Source organism: Achromobacter deleyi (assembly GCF_013116765.2).
Classification (GTDB): domain Bacteria; phylum Pseudomonadota; class Gammaproteobacteria; order Burkholderiales; family Burkholderiaceae_B; genus Achromobacter; species Achromobacter deleyi_A.
Genome location: NZ_CP074375.1, coordinates 2,169,954 through 2,183,435 on the forward strand (window position 1 = coordinate 2,169,954; position 13,482 = coordinate 2,183,435).

The following is a 13,482-nucleotide window of genomic DNA, read 5'->3' on the forward strand; positions in this document are numbered from 1 at the left end:
TCACCCCTGCAACGGCGATACCGCCGCGCCGTCGCGGGACTCGACAAAATGGCAGGCCACGTGATGGGCAGCCGCCACTTCCCGCAACGCGGGTTCCTGGGTGGCGCACACCGGCTGCGCGGCAGGACAGCGCCCGGCAAACCGGCAGCCCGGCGGCGGGTTCACCGGACTGGGCGGATCGCCCGCCAGCCTGACCCGGCGCGCCGCCGTTTCGCGGCCGCCTTTCACGGTGGGCACGGCGGACATCAGCGCCACGCTGTACGGATGCAGCGGACGCGAAAAGAAGGCGCGGCGCGAGGCCCGCTCGATGATCTTGCCCAGGTACATGACCGCGATGTCGTCGCAGACGTGCTCCACCACCGCCATGTCGTGCGAGATGAACAGGAAGGACTGGCCCTGGTCGCGCTGGATCCGCCGCAGAAGATTGAGGATCTGCGCGCGGATGGCGATGTCCAGCGCCGAGACGGGTTCGTCGCAGACGATCAGGTCCGGCGCGCTGGCCAGCGCCCGCGCGATGTTCAGCCGCTGCCGCTGGCCGCCCGAGAACTGGTGCGGAAAGAGTTGGCGCTGCTCGGGCCGCAGGCCCACCAGCTCGAACATCAGGGCCACGCGCGCCTCGCGCCCACCGGGCGGGTCGATGCCCATCAGGTCCAGCGGCGTGCGCACGATTTCCTCGGCCCGCTGGCGCGGGTTGAGCGACGAGTACGGATCCTGGAAGACAAGCTGCAGGCGCCGCCGCATCCGCCGCAATGGCGCGCCGCGCATGGCGGTCAGGTCCTTGCCGTCGAAATGGATGCTGCCGCCGGTGGGGTCGGCCAGGCGCAGCACGGACAGGGCCGTGGTGGTCTTGCCCGAGCCGGACTCGCCCACGATCGCCAGCGTGCGCCCGCGCTCCAGGTCGAACGACACGCCGTCCACGGCGCGCACCATTAGCGGTGCCCCGTCGCTTCCGCGCCCACCGACGGGAAAGTGCACCGCCAGGTCGCGCACCGAAAGCAGGGAAGAAGATTGCGCCTGCGTCATCGCGGTGCCTCCGGATAGAGCCAGCAGGCCACGCCCTGGCCGCCGTTCACCTGGGTCAAAGGCGGAAACGCGCCGCGGCAGCGCGCCATGGCGTGGCCGCAGCGGTCATGGAAGGGACAGCCTTCACCACGCTCCCAGACCGACGGCACCATGCCGGGAATCTCGGGCAGGTCCGGCCGGATGTCGTCGGGAGTCCGGTCCAGTTCCGGCAGGCACGCGATCAGGCCCTGGGTGTAGGGATGCAGCGGATGGGACAGTATCTGGCCGACGCTGCCCTGCTCCACCACCCGCCCGCCATACATCACCACCACGCGGTCCGCCATCTCCGACACCGCCCCCATGTCGTGGGTGATCAGCAGCACGGCGGTGCCGCGGCGCGCCTGCTGCTCGCGCAACAGGTCGAAGATCTGGGCCTGCACCGTCACGTCCAGCGCCGTGGTCGGCTCATCCGCGATCAAGACGTCCGGGTCGCAAGCCAGCGCGATGGCGATCATGACGCGCTGCCTCATGCCGCCGGACATCTGGTGCGGATAGTCGTCCACGCGGCGCTCCGGCAGCGGGATGCCGACGGACTTCAGCATCTCGATGGCGCGCTCGCGCGCCTGGCTTTTGTTCAACCCCTGGTGCAGGCGCAAGGGCTCGGCGATCTGCTCGCCCACCGAGTACACCGGATTGAGCGCGGTCATGGGTTCCTGGAAGATCATGGAGATGTTGTTGCCGCGCACCTGGCGCATCGCTTCATCGTCGTGGGACGCCAGGTCGGCGCCGCGCAGGCGCACACAACCGGCGCCGATCCGCGCCAGCGGCGGGATCAGCCGCATGATGGCCAGGGCGGTCATGCTCTTGCCGCATCCGGACTCGCCCACCAGGCACAGCGTTTCGCCGGGGCGCAGGTCAAAGCTCACGTCGCTCAGCACCTCCGCCGCGCGTCCCCGCGTACGGAACTCCAGGCTCAGGCCGTCCACCTCCAGCACGGGCAGCTGATCGGGCGCGTTCATGCCCGGCCCCGCGAGGTGGGATTGAGCGCGTCGTTCAGGCCGTCGCCGATCAGGCTGACCGCCAGCACCGTCAGGAAGATGGCCGCGCCCGGCAAGGTCACCGCCCACCAGGCGGTGAGGATGTAGGGGCGGTTGCTGCCTATCATGAGCCCCCAGCTCATCACGTTCGGATCGCCCAGCCCCAGGAACGACAGGCCGGCCTCGAACAGGATCGCGGTGCCGATGGCCAGCGTGGCGGACACGATCAGCGGCGCCAGCGCGTTGGGCAGGATGACTCGCCAGATGATGCGTGCGTCCCCGGCGCCGATCACCCGCTCCGCCAGCACGTATTCGCGGCGTTTGAGGCGCAGGAATTCGCCCCGGGCCAGGCGCGCCGTTCCCGTCCAGCTCACCACCCCGATGGCCACGGCGATGGTGGCCAGGGACGGCGTGAACAGCGTGACCAGCACCATGGCGAAGAGCAAGGTGGGCAACACCTGGAAGAACTCGGTGACGCGCATCAGCGTTTCGTCGACCCAGCCGCCGTAGTAGCCCGCCAGCGCGCCCACCGTTACGCCGATGGCCATGGACAGTACCGCGGCCACCACGCCCACCAGCAGGGTCGCGCGGCCGCCGTAGATCATGCCGGTCAGGACATCCCGGCCCAGGTAGTCGGAGCCCAGCAGCAGCTCCGACCCCGGCGGCTCCATCGGGGCGGCGGCGATCTCGAACGGGTCCGCCTCCATCGCCATCGGGCCGAAGATCGTTACTGCAAGAATCGCCGCCAGCAACAGCACGCCGATCAGCGCGGTCGGGTTGCGCGCGAAGACCCGCAGCGCCTCATAGGACGGCCGTGGCGGCGGCCGGCGCTGGACTTCGCCCGGCGCGGCGCCGGAAATGGCGATGGGAGCAGGTCTCATGATGTCTTGATCCGGGGATCGATCAGCCGGTAGGCCAGATCGGTAAGCTGGTTCATCACCACCACCAGCAGCGACGCGAACAGCAGGATGCCGAGCAAGGTGGGGTAATCGCGCCTGAGCACCGAGTCGAAGGCCAGGCGCCCCAGGCCGGGCCAGTTGAAGACGGTTTCCACCAGGATGGCGCCGGCCAGCACGTTGCCGAACTGCAGCCCCAGCATGGTCACGACCGGCAGCACCCCGTTGCGCAGCGCGTGCTTGTACAGGACCGTGCGCTCCGGCAGGCCCTTGGCGCGGGCGGTGCGGATGTAGTCGGCCGACAGCGCGTCCATGACGCTGGCGCGCGCCAGCCGGCTGTACTGCGCCAGGTACACGAAGGCCAGCGTGAACGCCGGCAGCACCAGGTGGTGCAGCACGTCCAGCGCGCCGTCCCAGCCGCCTTGCGGCCCGCCCGCCGAGCGCATGTCGGACACCGGGAAGATCGGCCACGTCGAGGCGAACAGGATGATCAGGATGATGCCGGTCCAGAACACCGGCGCGGAGTAGCCCACGATGGACAGCAGCGTGATGCCCTGCGACAGCGGGCCGTTCGGCTTGCGCGCGGCCAGCGTACCCAGCAGCGTGCCGGCGATGAACGCGCTGAACACAGACGTGACCACCAGCAGCAGCGTGGCCGGCACGCGTTCCCAGATCAGCTGGGCGACCGGCACGTTGAAGAAGTAGGAATGGCCCAGGTCGCCGCGCAGCACCTGCGACAGGTACAGCCCCAGTTGCACGAGGAACGGCTTGTCCAGCCCGTACTGGGTGCGCAGCTGGGCCCGCAGGTCCTCGCTGATGCCGCCCATGGACCCCGCGATGGTCTCCACGGGGTCGCCCGGCGAGATATGGATCAGCAGGAAGTTCAGCGTCACCACGGCGAGCAGCAGCAGCGCGGCGTAGGCAAGACGGCGCGAGAGATAGCGCAGCATGGCGGCCCTCGCGCTATTGCAGGTAGGTCTCGTCCAGCGGCGACAGCAGGCCCCAGATGCCCGCGGGCAGGCCGTGCACCTTCTTGGACGACAGCGTGTGGTACGGGATGACCGTCAGGAAATCGATGGGAATGTCCTCGGTGACCAGGCGCTGGAACTCGGCGTACAGCGCGCGCCGCTTCTCCACGTCGGTCTCCACGCCCGCCTGTTCCAGCAAGGCGTCGACCTTGGGGTTTGCATAGGATTGCGTGTTGGTCCAGATGATGTCGCGGATGTTGGTCGACAGATAGGTCCGGTGCACGCCGATGACAGGGTCGCCCCAGTTGAAGACGATGTCGGTGGTGATGTCGAAGTCATGGCTGGCGATGCGCTTGGCCCAGGTCGGGAAATCCGGCGACGCCCGCACCTGCACGGCGATGCCCACCTTCTTGAGCTGGCTGCGCAGGTATTCGGCCACGTTCTTGCCCTGCACGTCGCTGCCCGGCATGTAGTCCACCGTGAGCGACAGCCGCTCGCCCTTGCCGTCCTTCTTGAACCCGGCCTCTTCCAGCAATTGCTCGGACTTCTTCAGGTCCAGCGGATACTTCTTCAGGTCCTGGGTGGCGAAGGGGCTGGTGCCGACTATCGGGCCATACGCCGGCGCGGCAAACCCCGCGTTCAGCGCCTTCGTGATGAAGCCCTTGTCCGTCGCGTAGGCGATCGCCTGGCGCACCCGCACGTCGTCCAGCGGCTTGCGGGCGGTGTTGAACGCCAGCCAGCTCAGCGCGCCGATACCCTCGTAGCCCTTGTTGCTCATGACGATGGCCGGGTTGTCCTTGGCGCGCCGCAGGATGGTCGGCTCGGTCATGTACGGAAGCACGCCGATATCGCCGCGCTCCAGTCCGATCAGCAGGTTGGTCGCGTCCGGATTGATCTTCACCACGACCCGGTCCAGGTAGGGCTTGCCCTGCAGGAAGAACTTGTCGAAGCGCTCCAGCACGATCTCCTGGCCGGGCTTGAATTCCTTGAACACGAACGGGCCGGAGCCCACCACATTGGCGGAGTTCCGGGGATGGCTCTTCAGGTCCTGGCCGTCGCCATAGATGTGCTTGGGCAGCACCGGCATCAGCGCCGGCGACAGCGCCAGCAGGATCGCCGGATGCGGCTTGCTCATGCGCAGCACGGCGGTGTGGGCATCCGGCGTGTCCACCCGCTCCACCGGCGCGAACATGGTCTGGAACGGATGGTTCTGCTTGACCGCCATGACCGAGAACGCCACGTCCTCGGACGTCACGGGCTTGCCGTCGTGAAACATCGCATCGCTGCGCAAGTGGAGCGTCAGCGACTTGCCGTCGGGCGCCAGTTCCCAGGACTGCGCCAGATAGGGCTGGGGCTTCCAGTCGGCGTCGTAGCGCAGCGGGCTGGCAAAAAGCTGTGAACTGGGCAGCGCCGTGGCGATGCCCGATTGCACCGCGCCGTTCAGGTGCCGTGGCACCTGCGTGGAACCGATGACCAGCGTGCCGCCCGCCTTGGGCGCGTCCGCCGCCATGGCGCCTCCCGCCAGGGCGAACACCGACAGAATCGTGGCCAAGCCTAATCTTGCGCTGCGCATGTCCTACCCCTTGATGTTGTGGCGTGAACCATTCATTGGATGGCTTTCGCCTTAGCGTAGCCATCCGATTGGTCCAGGCTTAGTACCAGACCGCGAGACTTGCTGGAGCCAGGCTCAGCCGCCAAGCGCGCGCGCATAGAGGACCGCCACGGCGCAACTGTTGACGCGCGCCTCCATGGAATCGGACCGACTCGTCAGCAGCACGGGCACGCGCGTGCCCAGCACCAGCCCGGCCGTGCCCGCGCCCGCCAGCCAGGTGAGCTCCTTGTAGAGCATGTTGCCGGCTTCGATGTCGGGCGCCAGCAGGATGTCCGCGTCGCCCGCCACGCGCGACACGATGCCCTTCTGCTCCGCGGCCTCGCGCGAGATGGCGTTGTCGAAGGCCAGCGGCCCGTCGATCTCGCCGCCGCGGATCTGGTGCCGGTCGGCCATCTTGGACAGCGCCGCCGCGTCCAGCGTGGCGGGCATGGACGGGTTGACCGATTCGGTGGCGCACAGCACGGCCACCTTGGGCCGTTCGACGCCGAGCGCGCGCGCCAGGTCGATGGCGTTCTGCGCGATGTCCGCCTTTTCCTGCAGCGTGGGCGCGATGTTGACGGCGGCATCCGTCAGGATGAAGAGCTTGGGATAGGCGGCCACCGCCATGACGAAAGCGTGGCTGATGCGCCGCCCGGTGCGCAGGCCCGAGTCGCGCGCCACCACCGCGGACATGAAGTGGTCCGTGTGCAGGCTGCCTTTCATCAGCATGCGGACCGCGCCGTCGCGCGCCAGGGCCGCCGCGGCGCGCGCCGCCTGCAACTCGTCGTCCGGGGTGTCGACGATCTCCATGGCCCCCGCCCGCAGGCCCGTCTCGGCCATCAGCGCCGCCAGCCTGGCCGCCGGCCCGACCAGCACGGGCTCGATGTAGCCCGCTTCGCTCGCCTGGGCGGCGGCGCGCAGGCTGGTGGGACACAGGGGATACGCCACCGCCGTGCGCAAGCGTCCCGCCGCCAGCGCGGCAACGCGCAGCGGCTCGAACAAACGATCGAATGCCATGTCTCTGCTCCTGCCGCCGGCATGGCGGCGGCCGCCCGGAAAATGGCCGGCGCGGGCTGGGGCCTGCTCGACCCCGGCCCGCGCCGGGCGCGCCGATCAGCGTCCGACCGGATCGATCGGCAGCGGCACCTCGCCCGCCTTGAACGGCTGGTTCACATAGTTCCGGTACTTGTCCAGGAAGCGCACCGGCTGCTTGAGCGCGTCGCGGCGGAAGGGATCCCCCAGTTCCTGGCTGACCATCATCTCCAGCACGGTGGTCTTGCCCTCCAGCTGCGCCTGGCAGGCGGCCTGCAAGGCCGCGCCGACCTGGTCGGCATGCTCCACGCGTATGCCCTCCGCGCCCATGGCGCGCGCCAGATCGGCAAAGCCCGGGTTCCTCAGGTTGCTGCCCACGAAGCGCCGGCCATAGAAGTCGACCTGGTTCTTTTTCTCGGCGCCCCACTGGCCGTTGTGGAACACCACCGCGGTCACCGGAATCTGCTCGCGCACGCAGGTGAGCAATTCCTGGAAGCTCATGCACCAGGCGCCGTCGCCCACATAGGCCACGGCCGGGCGGTCGGGCCTGCCCAGCTTGGCGCCGATCAGCGCCGGCAGCGCGTAGCCGCAATTGCCGAAGCTCATCGCGGCCAGCATGGAATTGGGCTCGTCAAAGCGCAGGTAGCTATTGGACACCGAGCAGATGTTGCCGATGTCGGTCGACACCATGACATGCTTGGGCATGGCGCGTTCCAGCTCCCGCAACATGCGGCGCGGGTGCATGCGGCCGCCGCCACGCTCGATGATGTCCAGGCTCCAGTCGTCGCGCTCATGCGACCAGCCGTCCAGCTCCTGTTCCCATTCCGCCTTTTGCGCGGCGATCTCGCCGGCGCGGCCCTCCTTCGTGCGGACGCAGGCGACTTCGCGCGCCTTCAACCTGGCCGTCAGCGCGGCGGCGGCGGGCTTGGCATCGCCGCAGATGCCCACCGACACCGGGCGCACCAGGCCCAGCATGCGATGGTCCGCGTCGACCTGGATGATGCGCGCGCCCCGCGGCCAGTAGTCCAGCCCGTGCTGCGGCAAGGTGCCGAAAGGCCCCAGCCGCGTGCCCAGCGCCAGCACCACGTCGGCCTGCGACAGTAGTTTCATGCCCGCCTTGGCGCCCTGGTAGCCCAGGGGGCCGCACCACAGCGGATGGCTGGCCGGGAACGCGTCGTTGTGCAGATAGCTGGTGACCACGGGCGCGCCCAGCAATTCGGCCAGCGCCACGCATTCGGCCTGGCCGTCGGAGAACAGCACGCCGCCGCCCGCCACGATGACCGGGAACTTGGCGTCGGCCAGCAGGCGCGCCGCCGCTTCCAGGTCTTCTTCGGACCCCGGCCCGCGGCGGATCCGGCGCGGCTCGGGAATCGCCACGTCGATCTCGCCGTAGAAGTAGTCGCGCGGGATGTTCAGCTGCGAGGGGCCGCGCTCGGCCATCGCATTGTCGAACGCCTTGGCCGTGAATTCCGCCATGCGGTCCGGCCGGTTCACGTGCGCCTGGTACTTGGTGATGCGCGAAAAGATGGGAAGCTGCTCGGTCTCCTGGAAACCGCCTAGGCCCATGCCGGACGTGCCGGTCTCGGGCGTGATCGCCACGACCGGGCTGTGCGCCCAATAGGCGGCGGCCACGCCGGTCACGAAATTGGTGATGCCCGGGCCGTTCTGCGCGATGCACACGCCATGCCTGCCGGTCACGCGCGAATAGCCGTCGGCCATGTGCGCCGCGCCCTGCTCGTGCACGGTCGGCACGAAGCGGATACCGGCCGCGGGAAACAGGTCCAGCGCATCCATGAAGGCCGAACCGACGATGCCGAAAACATCCTTGACGCCCTGCGCGACCAGCGTCTCGACAAACGCTTCGCTGGGGGTCATGTGTTGCTTGCTGCTCATGGTCTCTCTCCTGGCGGGCCGGCGCTCGTCCGATTGTTGGTTGGCCGGTGTGATTCGATACTGCGCCAGAAACTCCAGGCTTCCCACCCTGCGGCGTTTCATTTTCTGCAAATTCTGTGCGAGGATGGGCTGCCCTTCGCCGAATCTTCAAATATTGAAAGATGAAAGACGAATCCTCCGCCGCGCTGCGCGCGCTGACCCTGCTGGAACAGGTGGCCCGCTCCGGCCAGCCGGTATCGCTGGCCGCGCTGACCGAAGCCACCGGCCTGCCCAAGCCGTCCGTGCTGCGCATCCTGTCGCGCCTGGTGGATGCCGGCATGCTGCTGCGCGAGCCGGCCGGGAAAAGCTACGTCAGCGGCCCCCGGCTCAGCGCCCTGGCCCGGGACACGCTGCTGAATTCGCCGCTGCGGGGCGAGCGCCACCGGATTCTCGACAGCCTGGTCGATGAAATCGGCGAAACCTGCAACTGCACCATGCTAGACGGCGACGAGGTCATCTACCTGGACCGCGTGGAAACGGCCTGGCCGCTGCGCGTGAACCTGCAAACGGGCTCGCGCGTGCCCCTGCACTGTTCGGCCAGCGGCAAGCTGTTCCTGGCCCACATGCGCCGCGAACCACGCGAGCGCCTGCTGGCCGCGGCGCCGCTGCCGCGCTACACGCCCAACACGTTGTGCGACGTCGCGGCGCTGGAACAGGAACTGCGCGTCATCAGAAAGGAAGGCGCCAGCTTCGACCGCGAGGAATTCCTGCTGGGCATCGTCTGCATGGCCGTGCCCATCCTGCACGGCTCGCGCGCCATTGCCGCGGTCGCCTTGCATGCGCCGGTCGCCCGCCTGTCCATAGAAGGCGCCCGCGCCTGGCTGCCGCGCATGCAGGAAGCCGCCCGAGCGCTGGCCGGCACCTACGAACCCCAGCCCTGAAGCAACCTGGCGCCGCTGACCGCGTCCCCATTTTCCGCCCTACCCGGCGTGGCGCGCTGGCCGCAAGGCGCACCGTCGGGGTCGGCGACGGCGGCGCAAAGGTGCCAGGGCTTACACTGTCGGTCGACTCTGATTTTCGCGGTTCTTGCGATCCGCCCTATTGTGACCAACGCGCCCTTCTCCTCCCTGCCCCTCCTGCCCGCCCTGCTCGACAACCTGCAAAGCCTGGGGTTCGAGCAAATGACGCCCATCCAGGCGCAAAGCCTGCCCCTCATCCTGGAGGGCCGCGACCTGATCGCGCAGGCCAAGACCGGCAGCGGCAAGACCGCGGCGTTCGGCCTGGGCGTGCTCCAGAACCTGGACGTCAACCGCCTCGCGCCCCAGGCGCTGCTGGTGTGCCCCACCCGCGAACTGGCTGACCAGGTGGCGCAGGAACTGCGCCGGCTGGCCCGCCTGATCCCCAACGTCAAGATCCTGACGCTGTGCGGCGGCGCCGCCGCCCGCCCGCAGGCGGAATCGCTCGCGCGCGGCGCGCATCTGGTGGTCGGCACGCCCGGCCGCATCCAGGACCACCTGGAGCGCGGCAGCCTGGACCTGGCCGGCCTGAACACGCTGGTGCTCGACGAGGCCGACCGCATGGTGGACATGGGCTTCTATGACGACATCGTCGCCATCGCCTCGCACTGCCCGACGAAGCGCCAGACCTTGCTGTTCTCGGCCACCTACCCCGACAACATCCGCAAGCTCAGCGCCCGTTTCCTGCGCAACCCCGCCGAGGTCAAGGTCGAGGCGCAGCATGATTCCAGCCGCATCGAACAGTTCTTCTACGAAATCGGCGAAGGCGAAAGGCTGGACGCCGTGGCCCGCCTGCTGGCCCATTTCCGCCCGGTCTCCACGCTGGCCTTCTGCAATACCAAGGTCCGCAGCCATGACCTGGTCGAACGCCTGCAGGCCGAAGGCATCAGCGCCCAGGCGCTCAACGGCGACCTGGAACAGCGCGAACGCGACGAGATCCTGATCCAGTTCGCCAATCAGAGCTGCGCCGTGCTGGTCGCCACCGACGTGGCCGCCCGCGGCCTGGACATCCAGAACCTGGGCGCCGTGATCAACGTGGACGTAACCAAGGACACCGAGGTCCATGTGCACCGCATCGGCCGCAGCGGCCGCGGCGACCAGAAGGGCCTGGCGCTCAGCCTGTGTTCGCCCGACGAAATGCGCTGGGCCAACCTGATCGAGCAATACCAGGGTTCGCCCCTGAAATGGGCCGACCTCAAATCGCTGCGTCCCAAGGCCGACCGCCCCTTGCGCGCGCCCATGATCACCCTGTGCATCCAGGGCGGCAAGAAGGACAAGCTGCGCCCCGGCGACCTGCTGGGCGCCCTGACCGGCGACGGCGGCCTGACTTTCGAGCAGGTCGGCAAGATCAACATCACCGAGTTCAACTCCTACGTGGCCCTGGACCGCCAGATCGCCAAGCAGGCGTTCTCCCGCGTTTCCAACAGCAACATCAAGGGGCGCCGGTTCCGCATGCGCTTTCTTGAAGAATTCTGACCGTCCCGCCGGGCAGCAGGAATTTGCGGGCTGATTGTCGCGATTCTGGCGGAAAACTTGATGATTTTGTTCGGGCTTTGCCATAATGGCGCCGCCAACACCTGCAGTCCCCTGGCCGGGCGCCCTCCGGGAACGCCTCTGCCGGGAGTCCGCGGGACGCGGAACCAAAGGTTCTCGGTGCGCTCCAACCAGCGCACTGTCCCCCTTAACCATCACTAGAGAAACTCACCATGATCAAGTCCGATGACACCGGCAAGCTGATCCTGCGCCTGACCCTCGGTATCCTGATACTCCTCCACGGCTTGTTCAAACTCACCGGCGGCGGCGTGAGCGGCATCAGCGGCATGCTGTCCTCGCACGGCCTGCCGGGCTTCCTGGCCTACGGCGCCTACGTGGGCGAAATCATCGCTCCCGTCCTCCTGATCATCGGCGTCTATACCCGCCTGGGCGGCCTGCTGATCGCCATCAACATGGTCGTCGCCATCCTGCTTGCGCATAGCGGCCAGATCGGCAGCATGACCAACAACGGCGGCTGGGCACTGGAACTGCAAGGCATGTTCCTGTTCACCGGCCTGGCCATCGCCTTCATGGGCGCGGGCCGTTTCAGCCTGGCCGGCAACGGCGGGCGCTGGAACTGAAGCCGCTGGAACCGGACCCGCGCGTGGCATGAGGCCGCGGGCGGGGCGGCACGCGGGACCAAGGGGGGTCGCTCAGGCGGCCCCCCTTGCTTTTCCGGAGACATTGATACGAACGACATCGACGGTCACGCAGGCGCAAACATCGGTCACCCGAAAGCTGTTTCGGAACGATTACAGGCCCGAACTCGCGCCATCCGCTGTGGCCTAATTCCTGTGAGCGCAACCAGGGCGTGATTCACGCCTGGCGCCTGGCAGGAGTTCCTGATGAAGAAGAGTCTGTTGTTGATGCTGGCGATGGCAAGCAGCCTGACCGGATGCGTGGTGGTGCCGGCGCGGCCGGCCTACTACCGCCCCGCGCCCGTCTACTACACGCCGCACTACTACTACCCGGCGTATCCCGCGCCGCATTACTACTACCGCGGGTATTGATCCGCGCACCCGCTGCGTCCAGGAAACCCCATGATCCCTTCCATCCAGATCGCCTGCTTGCGGCCGCTGGCCACCGCGGCCCTCCTGGCTGCCTGCGCCACCGCCGCCGCGCAAACCTATGCGCCGCCGCCCGCCGCGCCTTCCTATGACCCCGCCTATGACAATGGCGACCCCGCCAACGCCAACCTGGCGCTGGTGGACCGCAGCCCCGAGCCGCCCCCGGCCCTGCCCGTCTACGTGCAGCCGCCGCCCCCCGGCGATGGCTACCTGTGGGTGCCCGGCTACTGGAGCCGCAACCACTACGGCTTTTTCTGGGTTCCCGGCGCCTGGGTGCCGGCGCCGTACGCCGGCGCGCTCTGGACGCCGGGCTACTGGAGCTACGCCAACGGCCTGTACCTGTGGAACGCCGGCTACTGGGGGCCTCACGTAGGCTTCTACGGCGGCATCAACTACGGCTTCGGCTATACGGGCTTGGGCTATGCCGGCGGCTACTGGAAGCGCGACCGCTTCTACTACAACCGGTCGGTCACGAACGTGAACGTCACGCGCGTGAACTATGTCTACAACCACACCGTGGTGATCAACAATGCCGACAGCCGCCGCGTCAGCTACCACGGCGGCCCTTCCGGCATCCGGCGCCAGCCCGATCCGCGCGAACTCGCGGCGCGCCAGGAACGCCATGCGCCGCCCACCGACATGCAGCGCGGGTACGCGCGCGACGCGGCCAAAAACCGCGCGCAGTTCTACGAGCACAACAAGGGCCGCCCGCCGCAGGCGTACGTGGATCATTCGGATAATGGCCGGCGGCCGGGCGGCGATGGGCGGTCCGGCGACGGCCGGGACGGCCGGGACAAGGGGCCGCCGCAGGCCCGCGACCCGCAGGCGCAGCAGCAAGCCCGTCAACCACCAGGCCGCGATCAGCAGCAACGCGAGCAGCTGACGCAGCGGCAGAACCGCCAGCAGGAGGCGATCGACCAACAGGCGCGCGAGCAACTGCAACACGACCAGCAAGCCCGGCAACAGGCCCGCGAACAGCGGACGCGCGATCAGCACGCACGCGAGCAGCAGCAAAACGACGCACAGGCCCAGCAACAGGCCCGCCAGCGGGAAGTGCGCGATCAACAGGCCCGCGAACAGCTTCAGCGCGACCAGCGGACCCAGCAACAAGCCCGCGAGCAGGGGCAACGCGATCAACAGGCGCGCCAGCAGCAGCAACGTGAACAACAGGTCCGGCAACAGGACCGCGATCGGCAGCAGCATGAGCAGCAGACACGTCAGCACCAGCAACGCGAACAGCAGGTCCGCCAGCAGCAACAGCAGCAGCAGCAACAACAACGGCAGCAGCAACAGCAACAACAGCAACAGCGGCAGCAACAGCAACAACAGCGGCAACAGCAACAGCAGCAGCAACAACAGCAGCAACAACAGCAGCGTGACCAGTCTCGCGGCGGCGGCGACGGCAATGGCCGTGGCGGATCCGGCCGCGACTGAACTGGACCCCCGCCATCCGCGCGGCTACAGTAAC

General features: G+C 68.2%; 12 protein-coding genes. 5 read left to right on the forward strand and 7 right to left on the reverse strand.

All coding sequences use genetic code 11. From position 1 onward, the window contains the following. The 7 genes from HLG70_RS09645 to xsc all read right to left on the reverse strand — a co-directional run bounded on the left by HLG70_RS09645 (nucleotide 1) and on the right by xsc (nucleotide 8,419). On the reverse strand, nucleotides 1-1,023 hold the full coding sequence (locus HLG70_RS09645) for an ABC transporter ATP-binding protein (RefSeq protein WP_171662763.1): 1,023 nt from the start codon (nucleotides 1,021-1,023) through the stop codon (nucleotides 1-3). Continuing rightward, nucleotides 1,020-2,021, reverse strand: coding sequence for an ABC transporter ATP-binding protein (locus HLG70_RS09650; RefSeq protein WP_171662762.1), 1,002 nt, complete (start codon nucleotides 2,019-2,021; stop codon nucleotides 1,020-1,022). Before HLG70_RS09650 ends, HLG70_RS09645 begins: the two co-directional genes overlap by 4 nt. Then, the gene (locus tag HLG70_RS09655; protein ID WP_171662761.1) at nucleotides 2,018-2,920 is read right to left on the reverse strand and encodes an ABC transporter permease; all 903 of its coding nucleotides are present in this window, start codon (nucleotides 2,918-2,920) and stop codon (nucleotides 2,018-2,020) included. The genes HLG70_RS09650 and HLG70_RS09655 overlap by 4 nt, the downstream gene beginning before the upstream one ends. Beyond that, entirely contained in the window at nucleotides 2,917-3,885 is a 969-nt protein-coding gene (locus HLG70_RS09660; RefSeq protein ID WP_171662760.1) for an ABC transporter permease, read from the reverse strand. Before HLG70_RS09660 ends, HLG70_RS09655 begins: the two co-directional genes overlap by 4 nt. A gap of 13 nt (nucleotides 3,886-3,898) precedes the next feature. Beyond that, a complete protein-coding gene (locus tag HLG70_RS09665) occupies nucleotides 3,899-5,476 on the reverse strand; it encodes an ABC transporter substrate-binding protein (RefSeq protein WP_171662759.1) in 1,578 nt (525 codons plus the stop codon). A 114-nt stretch (nucleotides 5,477-5,590) separates the two neighbouring features. After that, nucleotides 5,591-6,511 (reverse strand): bifunctional enoyl-CoA hydratase/phosphate acetyltransferase, encoded by a 921-nt coding sequence (locus HLG70_RS09670; protein WP_171662758.1) that lies wholly within the window; start codon nucleotides 6,509-6,511, stop codon nucleotides 5,591-5,593. Nucleotides 6,512-6,607: 96 nt separating this feature from the next. Next, nucleotides 6,608-8,419 carry a sulfoacetaldehyde acetyltransferase gene (xsc, locus tag HLG70_RS09675; RefSeq protein ID WP_171662757.1) on the reverse strand — a complete coding sequence of 604 codons (1,812 nt, stop codon included), beginning with the start codon at nucleotides 8,417-8,419 and terminating at the stop codon, nucleotides 6,608-6,610. A gap of 161 nt (nucleotides 8,420-8,580) precedes the next feature. Here xsc and HLG70_RS09680 point away from each other — a divergent pair, with 161 nt between their 5' ends. The 5 genes from HLG70_RS09680 to HLG70_RS09700 all read left to right on the forward strand — a co-directional run bounded on the left by HLG70_RS09680 (nucleotide 8,581) and on the right by HLG70_RS09700 (nucleotide 13,448). Then, nucleotides 8,581-9,339, forward strand: coding sequence for an IclR family transcriptional regulator (locus HLG70_RS09680; RefSeq protein WP_171662756.1), 759 nt, complete (start codon nucleotides 8,581-8,583; stop codon nucleotides 9,337-9,339). Between the two features lie 162 nt (nucleotides 9,340-9,501). Then, nucleotides 9,502-10,890 carry an ATP-dependent RNA helicase DbpA gene (gene dbpA / locus HLG70_RS09685; RefSeq protein ID WP_171662755.1) on the forward strand — a complete coding sequence of 463 codons (1,389 nt, stop codon included), beginning with the start codon at nucleotides 9,502-9,504 and terminating at the stop codon, nucleotides 10,888-10,890. Between the two features lie 230 nt (nucleotides 10,891-11,120). Further along, nucleotides 11,121-11,528 carry a DoxX family protein gene (locus HLG70_RS09690; protein ID WP_171662754.1) on the forward strand — a complete coding sequence of 136 codons (408 nt, stop codon included), beginning with the start codon at nucleotides 11,121-11,123 and terminating at the stop codon, nucleotides 11,526-11,528. Nucleotides 11,529-11,792: 264 nt separating this feature from the next. Then, complete coding sequence (locus HLG70_RS09695) at nucleotides 11,793-11,957, forward strand: hypothetical protein (protein WP_171662753.1); 165 nt, start codon at nucleotides 11,793-11,795, stop codon at nucleotides 11,955-11,957. Nucleotides 11,958-11,987: 30 nt separating this feature from the next. Beyond that, a complete protein-coding gene (locus tag HLG70_RS09700; protein ID WP_171662752.1) occupies nucleotides 11,988-13,448 on the forward strand; it encodes a YXWGXW repeat-containing protein in 1,461 nt (486 codons plus the stop codon). Nucleotides 13,449-13,482 lie beyond the last annotated feature (34 nt).

Coding starts and splice junctions, on each gene's coding strand:
- HLG70_RS09690 (WP_171662754.1), top strand. CDS start 11,121: ATGATCAAGTCCGATGACACCGGCAAGCTGATCCTGCGCCTGACCCTC.
- HLG70_RS09645 (WP_171662763.1), bottom strand. CDS start 1,023: ATGACGCAGGCGCAATCTTCTTCCCTGCTTTCGGTGCGCGACCTGGCG.
- HLG70_RS09670 (WP_171662758.1), bottom strand. CDS start 6,511: ATGGCATTCGATCGTTTGTTCGAGCCGCTGCGCGTTGCCGCGCTGGCG.
- HLG70_RS09695 (WP_171662753.1), top strand. CDS start 11,793: ATGAAGAAGAGTCTGTTGTTGATGCTGGCGATGGCAAGCAGCCTGACC.
- HLG70_RS09660 (WP_171662760.1), bottom strand. CDS start 3,885: ATGCTGCGCTATCTCTCGCGCCGTCTTGCCTACGCCGCGCTGCTGCTG.
- HLG70_RS09650 (WP_171662762.1), bottom strand. CDS start 2,021: ATGAACGCGCCCGATCAGCTGCCCGTGCTGGAGGTGGACGGCCTGAGC.
- HLG70_RS09680 (WP_171662756.1), top strand. CDS start 8,581: ATGAAAGACGAATCCTCCGCCGCGCTGCGCGCGCTGACCCTGCTGGAA.
- HLG70_RS09655 (WP_171662761.1), bottom strand. CDS start 2,920: ATGAGACCTGCTCCCATCGCCATTTCCGGCGCCGCGCCGGGCGAAGTC.
- xsc (WP_171662757.1), bottom strand. CDS start 8,419: ATGAGCAGCAAGCAACACATGACCCCCAGCGAAGCGTTTGTCGAGACG.
- HLG70_RS09665 (WP_171662759.1), bottom strand. CDS start 5,476: ATGCGCAGCGCAAGATTAGGCTTGGCCACGATTCTGTCGGTGTTCGCC.
- HLG70_RS09700 (WP_171662752.1), top strand. CDS start 11,988: ATGATCCCTTCCATCCAGATCGCCTGCTTGCGGCCGCTGGCCACCGCG.